At 72.1% G+C, this 7,021-nt stretch carries 8 protein-coding genes; 7 read left to right on the top strand and 1 reads right to left on the bottom strand.

What is annotated here, in order from left to right; genetic code table 11:
• The first annotated feature begins 64 nt into the window (after positions 1-64).
• From ligD to FCN18_RS18630, 4 genes are all read left to right on the top strand, one after another.
• Positions 65-970, top strand: a complete 906-nt coding sequence (gene ligD / locus FCN18_RS18645) for a non-homologous end-joining DNA ligase (protein WP_112264754.1) — start codon at positions 65-67, stop codon at positions 968-970.
• Between the two features lie 67 nt (positions 971-1,037).
• Complete coding sequence (locus FCN18_RS18640; RefSeq protein WP_112266579.1) at positions 1,038-2,651, top strand: ATP-binding SpoIIE family protein phosphatase; 1,614 nt, start codon at positions 1,038-1,040, stop codon at positions 2,649-2,651.
• Entirely contained in the window at positions 2,648-2,968 is a 321-nt protein-coding gene (locus FCN18_RS18635; protein WP_112264756.1) for an STAS domain-containing protein, read from the top strand. The genes FCN18_RS18640 and FCN18_RS18635 overlap by 4 nt, the downstream gene beginning before the upstream one ends.
• Before the next feature lie 67 nt (positions 2,969-3,035).
• On the top strand, positions 3,036-3,479 hold the full coding sequence (locus FCN18_RS18630) for a hypothetical protein (protein WP_112264758.1): 444 nt from the start codon (positions 3,036-3,038) through the stop codon (positions 3,477-3,479).
• Here the strand turns inward: FCN18_RS18630 and FCN18_RS18625 are convergent.
• Complete coding sequence (locus tag FCN18_RS18625) at positions 3,470-3,889, bottom strand: hypothetical protein (RefSeq protein ID WP_137095708.1); 420 nt, start codon at positions 3,887-3,889, stop codon at positions 3,470-3,472. The two genes, FCN18_RS18630 and FCN18_RS18625, sit on opposite strands and share 10 nt — an antisense overlap.
• On the opposite strand from FCN18_RS18625, the gene FCN18_RS18620 reads away from it, so the two are divergent.
• Genes FCN18_RS18620 through FCN18_RS18610 form a run of 3 tightly spaced genes read left to right on the top strand, consistent with a single transcriptional unit; the run spans position 3,888 to position 6,944 of the window.
• Positions 3,888-4,280, top strand: a complete 393-nt coding sequence (locus tag FCN18_RS18620) for a hypothetical protein (protein ID WP_112264760.1) — start codon at positions 3,888-3,890, stop codon at positions 4,278-4,280. The genes FCN18_RS18625 and FCN18_RS18620 overlap by 2 nt on opposite strands.
• 22 nt (positions 4,281-4,302) lie before the next feature.
• On the top strand, positions 4,303-6,000 hold the full coding sequence (locus tag FCN18_RS18615) for a dihydroxyacetone kinase family protein (RefSeq protein WP_137095707.1): 1,698 nt from the start codon (positions 4,303-4,305) through the stop codon (positions 5,998-6,000).
• Complete coding sequence (locus FCN18_RS18610; protein ID WP_137095706.1) at positions 5,997-6,944, top strand: sugar-binding transcriptional regulator; 948 nt, start codon at positions 5,997-5,999, stop codon at positions 6,942-6,944. The genes FCN18_RS18615 and FCN18_RS18610 overlap by 4 nt, the downstream gene beginning before the upstream one ends.
• The last annotated feature ends 77 nt before the right edge of the window (positions 6,945-7,021 follow it).

Here is a 7,021-nt window from a genome sequence, read left to right as displayed (position 1 = left end):
CCGACTTCCGCCTAGTTCCTACCACAAGCCCCATCCAGGGGCCCGCACGGAAGAGGGTGCACTAGTGACCAGCCCGCTCGTGGAGGTGGACGGCCGCCGCATGCGGGTGTCCAATCTGGACAAGATCCTCTACCCGCACGTCGGCTTCACCAAGGGCGAGGTGCTCGACTACTACGCCCGCGTCGCCCCGGTGCTGCTGCCGCACGTCAAGGACCGGCCGCTGACGCTCAAGCGCTACCCCAACGGCGTGGAGGGCAAGTCGTTCTTCGAGAAGGACGTCTCCCGGCATGCGCCGGACTGGGTGCGCACGGTGTGCATCGAGACGCCCGGCAGCTCCCGTGGCTCCGACAAGGCCGACTACGCGCTGATCCAGGACCTGCCCACGCTCATGTGGGTGGCCAACCTCGCGAGCCTCGAACTGCACATTCCACAGTGGACCGTGGGACCGCGGGGTGCGAGGCGCAAACCGGACCTGCTCGTGTTCGACCTCGACCCCGGCGAGCCCGCGACGATCGTGGAGTGCTGCGAGGTCGCGCTGCGGCTTCGGGACGAGCTCGCCGAGGACGGCATCGAGGCGCACCCCAAGACCAGCGGCTCCAAGGGCATGCAGCTGTACGCGCCGGTGCGCGTGCGCTCGGCGGAGCGGACCAGCGAGTACGCCAAGCAGCTCGCCGAGCGGCTCGAGCAGGCCATGCCCGAGCTGGTGGTGTCACGCATGGCGAAGAACCTGCGGCCGCACAAGGTGTTCATCGACTGGAGCCAGAACAACACGAAGAAGACCACCGTGGCGCCGTACTCGCTGCGCGCGCGGCCGTCACCGACCGTGTCGACCCCGCTGCTGTGGGACGAGGTCGCCGAGTGCGAGACCGCGGCAGACCTCGTGTTCACCGCCGACGAGGTGCTGGAGCGCGTCGAGGAGTACGGCGACCTGTTCGAGCCGCTGCTGGCCGAGGAGCGTCCTGGGCTGTGATGGCCGTTCGCCCTGGCCAACAAGTCGGGCGCTGCCGCACGGCATGGCCGACGTTATGCTCCTCCTCATGCCGAGGTCGGTCGATTCCGGGGGCAACGCGGAGAGCCGGCTCCGCCGCATCGAGGCGGTCACGGACAGCACCCTCGCCCATCTCGATCTGGAGCAGCTCCTGCCTGAGCTGCTCAAACGCACGCGAGACCTCCTCGATGCCGACACCGCCACCGTGCTGCTGCTCGACAGCGGCGGTGAGCATCTGGTGGCCTCCGCGTCCTCCGGCATCGAGGAGGAGGTGCGCCAGGGCGTCCGGATCCCGATCGGGGAGGGCTTCGCCGGGCACATCGCGGCCTCCCGTAAGCCACTGGTGATCCAGCAGGTCGACCCGACGACGGTGGTCAACCCGCTACTGTGGGAGAAGGGCATCCGCTCGCTCGCCGGTGTCCCGCTGCTCGCCGGTGGCGAAATGCTCGGCGTGCTGCACGTCGGCACGCTCGACTCGACGCCGTTCACCGAGGAGGACGTCGAGATCCTGCAGGTAGCGGGCGACCGGCTGGCGCTGGCGACCCGGACCGGGCTCACGCGCGGCGAGCGAGCCGCGGCGTCCGCGCTTCAGCGCACGCTCCTTCCGGCCCGGCTGCCCACCATCCCCGGCCTGCAGCTCTCCGCGAGGTACGCGCCCGGCGAGGAGAGCGGCGTCAGCGGTGACTGGTACGACGTCTTCACCCTGCCCTCGGGCTGGCTGTGCGTCACGGTCGGCGATGTGGTCGGACGTGGGCTGCCCGCGGCGACCGTGATGACCAGGGTGCGCACGGCCACCCGCTCGTACGCGCTGGATTCGGACAGCCCCACCGAGGTGCTCGCCCGGCTCGACCGGCACATGCGCCACTTCGAGCCACAGACGATGGTGACGATGGCGTACGCGATGTGGGAGCCTTCGCTCAGCAGGCTGCACCTTTCGCTCGCCGGGCATCTCGCGCCGGTGCTGGCGCTGCCGGGCGAGCGGGGGGAACTGATCGACCTGCCGATCGATCCGCCGATCGGCATCGGCACGGCCCCCGTTCAGCGCCGCAGCGGCACGATCGACGTCCCGCAGGGCGCGACGGTGCTGTTCTACACCGACGGCCTCGTGGAGCGGCGGAACCGCACGCTCGACGACGGGCTGCGGCTCCTGTGCGAGGCAGTCACCACGGGTCCGACCGAGCAGTTGTGCTCGCGCGTGATGTCGCGGCTCGTCGGCACGAGCCCCACCGACGACGACATCGCCGTACTCGCCCTGCGCAGACAGGAGGCCGAGGAGCTGCGTGAGATCAGCTTCGACCTGGACGCGGTCCCCGAGGTGCTCGCCGACGTGCGCGCGACCCTGCGCCGCTGGCTGCCGTCGGCGGGCGCGTCGCCGGACGAGGTCGGGGACATGCTGGTGGTGGTCGGCGAGGCGTGCTCCAACGTCATCGAGCACGCGTACGGCCCGCTCGGCGGCACGCTTTCGCTGCGCTTCGAGGCGAGGGAAGGGGAGGTGATCGCCACCGTGGGCGACACCGGCCACTGGCGGTCACCCCGCGGCACCCATCGGGGGAAGGGAACGGAGCTCATGCGCCAGCTCAGCGACGACCTCAGGTTCGAACACGGACCGGGAGGAACCCTCGTGCACATCCGCAAGAACGTCACCGGCGGAGATCCAGCATGACGACGGCGAACATCGAGGTACTGTCCCCCGACACCGGCACGGTCGAGATCGCGATCACCGGCGAGGTGGACCTCTCCAACTGCGAGGTCATCCAGGACGACATCTTCGCCGCGATCACCAACCACCTGGTGACCGTGCGGCTGGACCTCGCTGGCGTCACCTATCTCGACAGCGCGGGCCTGCGCATCCTGTTCGCGCTCGTGGAACGGCTCCGGCTGCTGCAGACGGAGTGCCAGATCATGGCGCCCTTCGGCTCCGCCAGCAGGCGGGTCATCGAACTCTCGGGCCTCGGCAGCCTGGTCGAACTCCGGCCCTGACGAACGGAAATCCGCTAGGACCCCGGCTCCGGAGCAAGAGAGCAACAAGGTACTCGGCGCCAGCTGGGTGGTCTTCCTGCTCGTGCTCATGATCGGCGGCGCCGGTGCGGGCGCGTTCGGGCTCGGCACACTGGCGCGGGACTCGGGACTGCCGGCCGACGACTCCGCGGTGCTGATCCCCGTCTCGGTCACCGGGATCGCGGTGGGCGGCCTGACGGGCATGGCCATCGCGGTCGGCCTCCGCGTGCTGCCCGGCCGGATCCGCGACGGCAAGCTCGCGGAGATGGCGCGGCTGATCCTCGTCTGCGTCGGCACGACGGCACTCGGCGCGGTGGCGTACCTGGGCATCGTCGGCGGGCTCGTGCACCTGTTCGGGCTCGTGCTGCCGGAAGGGGTCACCGAGTTCCTCGCGGTCGTGCTCTCGATCTTCGGTCTGCCCGCCGCCGGGCCGGTGACCTACCACCTCTTCACCCTCGGCAAGCATCGCGAGCGGGCGAGCGCTCAGGAGTAGACCGGTGCGGCCACACCGGGTACGGCAACCGGCGCGGCGGCGCAGGACGCGACCGTGACGCCGTGCCTCCTCCGGAGGGCAAGCCGTTCCCTGTGGTGCGCGACGGACCGCCGCTGTCCTATGCGGACACCCTCGCGATGCTCGCGGCCGGCCCGACGGAAAGAGGAACGAGCACGCGGGCCCGGCACCGGGGTAGCGCCCGAGGCCGCGCCGTTCACGGTGACGGCGGGCAGCGTGGGCCGCGTGGTGGTGACGCTCTCCGTATCGCCGGGCCGGCTGTCCACTGTGGCCACCGGGCAGATCGCGTGCACGGCGGCCGGGGCCGCGCCGAGGTAGCGCTGCTCGGCTAGGGCAAGGGCCGCTTCGCGAGGTGCCCGCACTGGAACCGCCGTGAGATACCGTTCGGACATGCGCAGGAACACGCTTGTCACGGGCGTCGTCGCGATCGTCGTGGTGTGGATCTTGGTGGTCACCGTGTTGATCTCGCGCGAGCCCGAGACCGGCGCCGCCTCGCCCGCCGAGCTGCGCGACCGGCTCGAACGCGCGCTGACCGAGCGGGACGCCGACGAGTTCGGCCTGCTGCTGGGCGAGCCGGGCGAGCAGGCCGCCGACTTCGCCCAGACCTACGTCGACGAACTGCGCGGCACCACGGGACTGAGCGTCTCCCTGCGGCCGGACGTCACCGCCCCCCGCGTGGCGACCGTGAGCGGCACCCGTCAGGACGGCGGCCCGTTCTCCTACGACCTCAGCGTGAGTGAGACGGGCGGCCGCTGGCTCGTCGACCTCACCCCGCCGCTGTAGCGGATCCGCACGAAAGGGCTCCATGACCAAGATCTTCAACGACCCCTCCGACTTCGCGAGCGACATGCTCTCCGGGTTCGCGCGCGCGTTCCCCGGGTTCGTGCAGCGCGTGCCCGGCGGCGTCGTCAGGGCGACGCAGGCCACACCCGGCAAGGTCGCTGTGGTGGTCGGCGGCGGCAGCGGGCACTACCCGGCGTTCGCGGGCTGGGTGGGTCCCGGTCTCGCCGACGCCGCCGTGGTGGGCGACGTGTTCTCCTCGCCGTCCACGCAGCAGGTGGTGGCCGTCGCGACGGCGGCCGACGCCGGCGCGGGCGTGGTGCTCAGCTACGGCAACTACGCGGGCGACGTGCTGAACTTCGAGGCCGCCCGCACACAGCTCACCGAGGACGGCATCCCGGTGCGCTCGGTGGTGGTGAGCGACGACCTCGCGAGCGCGCCACGGGACGAGCGGTCCCTTCGCCGCGGCACTGCGGGAGACCTGGTGGTCGTCAAGATCGCCGGCGCCGCGGCCGAGGCCGGATACGACCTGGAGGGCGTGGTCCGCGTCGCCGAACGCACCAACGCGGGAACGGTGTCGCTCGGCATCGCCTTCGAGGGGCCGACGCCACCCGGCTCCCGCGGCCCGCTGTTCACCGTGCGCGACGGCCGGATGGGCGTCGGCCTCGGCATCCACGGAGAGCCGGGGGTGTCGGAGGAGCCGCTGCTGGGCGCGCGCGAGCTGGCGGGGCTGCTCGTCGGGCGGGTCCTCGCCGAACGCCCCGATGGCGCTCGGCGGGCGACCGTGCTGCTCAACGGCATGGGCGCCACCAAGTACGAGGAACTGTTCGTGCTGTGGAACGAGGTCGTGCCGACACTGGAGGCCGAGGGTGTCGAGATCGTCGAGCCCGAGGTCGGCGAGCTGATCACGAGCCTCGACATGGCCGGTCTTTCGCTCACGATCACGTGGCTCGACGACGAGCTGGAGGCGCTGTGGGGCGCGCCCGCGCAGAGCCCCGCCTACCGCAAGGGCCCCGCCGAGGCCGCTCCACTCACGCCGAGGCCCGTGCCCGAGGTCGCCGAGCGCGCCATCCCGGAGTCGAGCGAGGCGTCGCGGCGCGTCGCCAAGCTGGTGCACGCGGCGTTCGAGACCGCGGCGGCCGCACTCGCCGAGGCCGAGCCGGAGCTGGGCGAGCTCGACTCGGTGGCGGGCAACGGCGACCACGGGCGCGTGATGGCCAGGGGCGCCCGCGCGGCGGCGGCCGCCGCGGGCCGGGCCGTCGAAGCCGGGGCCGGCACGGCCACGACGTTGCTGTTCGCCGCCGACGCCTGGAGCGACCGGGCGGGCGGCTCCTCCGGCGCGCTGTGGGGCGCGGGCCTGCGCGCGGCCGCGCGGGTGCTCTCCGACACCGACCCGCCCGCGAACGCCGTGCAGGCCGCGTGCCGCTCCGCGCTCGACGCCGTGACGGCCTACGGCAACGCCCGCGTCGGCGACAAGACCGTGGTGGACGCGTTCCTGCCGTTCACCGAGAGCCTGGAGGCCGACCTTGCCGCCGAGCTGCCGCTCGGCCCGGCGTGGGTCAACGCCTCGGCCGTCGCCGCGAGGGCAGCCGAGGCGACGGCATCGCTGAGTCCCCGGCTCGGTCGTGCTCGCCCGCTGGCAGCGCGCAGCCTGGGCCACCGCGATCCGGGCGCGGTCTCGTTCGCCGTGGTGGTCACCGCGATCGCGGAGCACGTCGCATGAACACCGCGCGCAGGGCCACGGTGCTGCGGGCGGCGGAGCTGTACTACACCGAGCACCTCACGATGGAGGCGATCGCGCAGGAGCTCGGCTGTTCGCGCGCGACCGTGTCCCGCCTCGTCGGCGAGGCCCGCACGGCCGGGCTCGTGGAGATCACCGTGCATCGCAGCGGCCGCGCGGCGAGCACACTGGAACGCCTCATCGCCGACCGCTACGGCGTGGAGGCCACCGTGATCGCGCCGCCGGAGCGGGCGACCGAGGGCGAGCGGCTGCTGCACGTCGCGACACAGGCCGCCGCGAAGCTGCGGCTCACGCTCTCGCCCGACACCACGATCGCGGTCACGTGGGGCATCACCATCGCAACGCTCGCCCGCAACCTCACCCCCGGTGTGGTCCCCGGCCTGCAGGTGGTGCAGATGAGCGGGTCGGGCAACACGTTCTCCTCCGGCGCCGAGTACGCCTCGGGGGTGTTCGACCGTTTCGGCGCGGTGCTCGGCGCCCGCGTGCACCACTTCCCCGTGCCCGCGTTCTTCGACTCGGCCGCCACGCGGGCGGCGCTGTGGGCCGAGCACAGCGTCCAGCGCATCCTGCGCCTGCAGCAGCGGGCCGACGTCGCGCTGTTCTCCGTCGGCGCGCTCGGCGGTGGCATCCCCGGTCACCTCTACCGGGCCGGCTACCTCGACCGCGACGACCTGCGCTCGCTCACCGAGCAGGGTGTGGTGGGCGATCTCGGGACGGTGTTCCTGCACGCGACCGGGTCGAGCACCGACATCGCGATGAACCAGCGCTCCAGCGGACTGCCGATCGAGACGCTGTGTCGCATCCCCCGCCGCCTCTGCGTCGCGCTCGGCGAGGCCAAGGCCCCGGTGCTGCGAGCCGCGCTGCTCGCGGGCGCCGTCACCGAGCTGATCGTCGACACGAAGGCCGCCGAACCCCTCGTCGACTGAACGCATTCTCACCGGCATCCCCTTCTGGATCGAAACGGCTGGGCGCACCGGCCCAATAGCTGCAACTCCGTTCATGG

The sequence above is a fragment of the Prauserella endophytica genome (assembly GCF_005146945.1).
In the GTDB taxonomy this organism is placed as follows: Bacteria; Actinomycetota; Actinomycetes; order Mycobacteriales; family Pseudonocardiaceae; genus Prauserella_A; species Prauserella_A endophytica.
Note: the sequence above shows the minus strand (reverse complement) of the source record. Positions and strands in the feature narration are given on the sequence as shown.

Coding starts and splice junctions, on each gene's coding strand:
- FCN18_RS18640 (WP_112266579.1), top strand. CDS start 1,038: ATGCCGAGGTCGGTCGATTCCGGGGGCAACGCGGAGAGCCGGCTCCGC.
- FCN18_RS18635 (WP_112264756.1), top strand. CDS start 2,648: ATGACGACGGCGAACATCGAGGTACTGTCCCCCGACACCGGCACGGTC.
- FCN18_RS18620 (WP_112264760.1), top strand. CDS start 3,888: ATGCGCAGGAACACGCTTGTCACGGGCGTCGTCGCGATCGTCGTGGTG.
- FCN18_RS18625 (WP_137095708.1), bottom strand. CDS start 3,889: ATGTCCGAACGGTATCTCACGGCGGTTCCAGTGCGGGCACCTCGCGAA.
- FCN18_RS18615 (WP_137095707.1), top strand. CDS start 4,303: ATGACCAAGATCTTCAACGACCCCTCCGACTTCGCGAGCGACATGCTC.
- FCN18_RS18610 (WP_137095706.1), top strand. CDS start 5,997: ATGAACACCGCGCGCAGGGCCACGGTGCTGCGGGCGGCGGAGCTGTAC.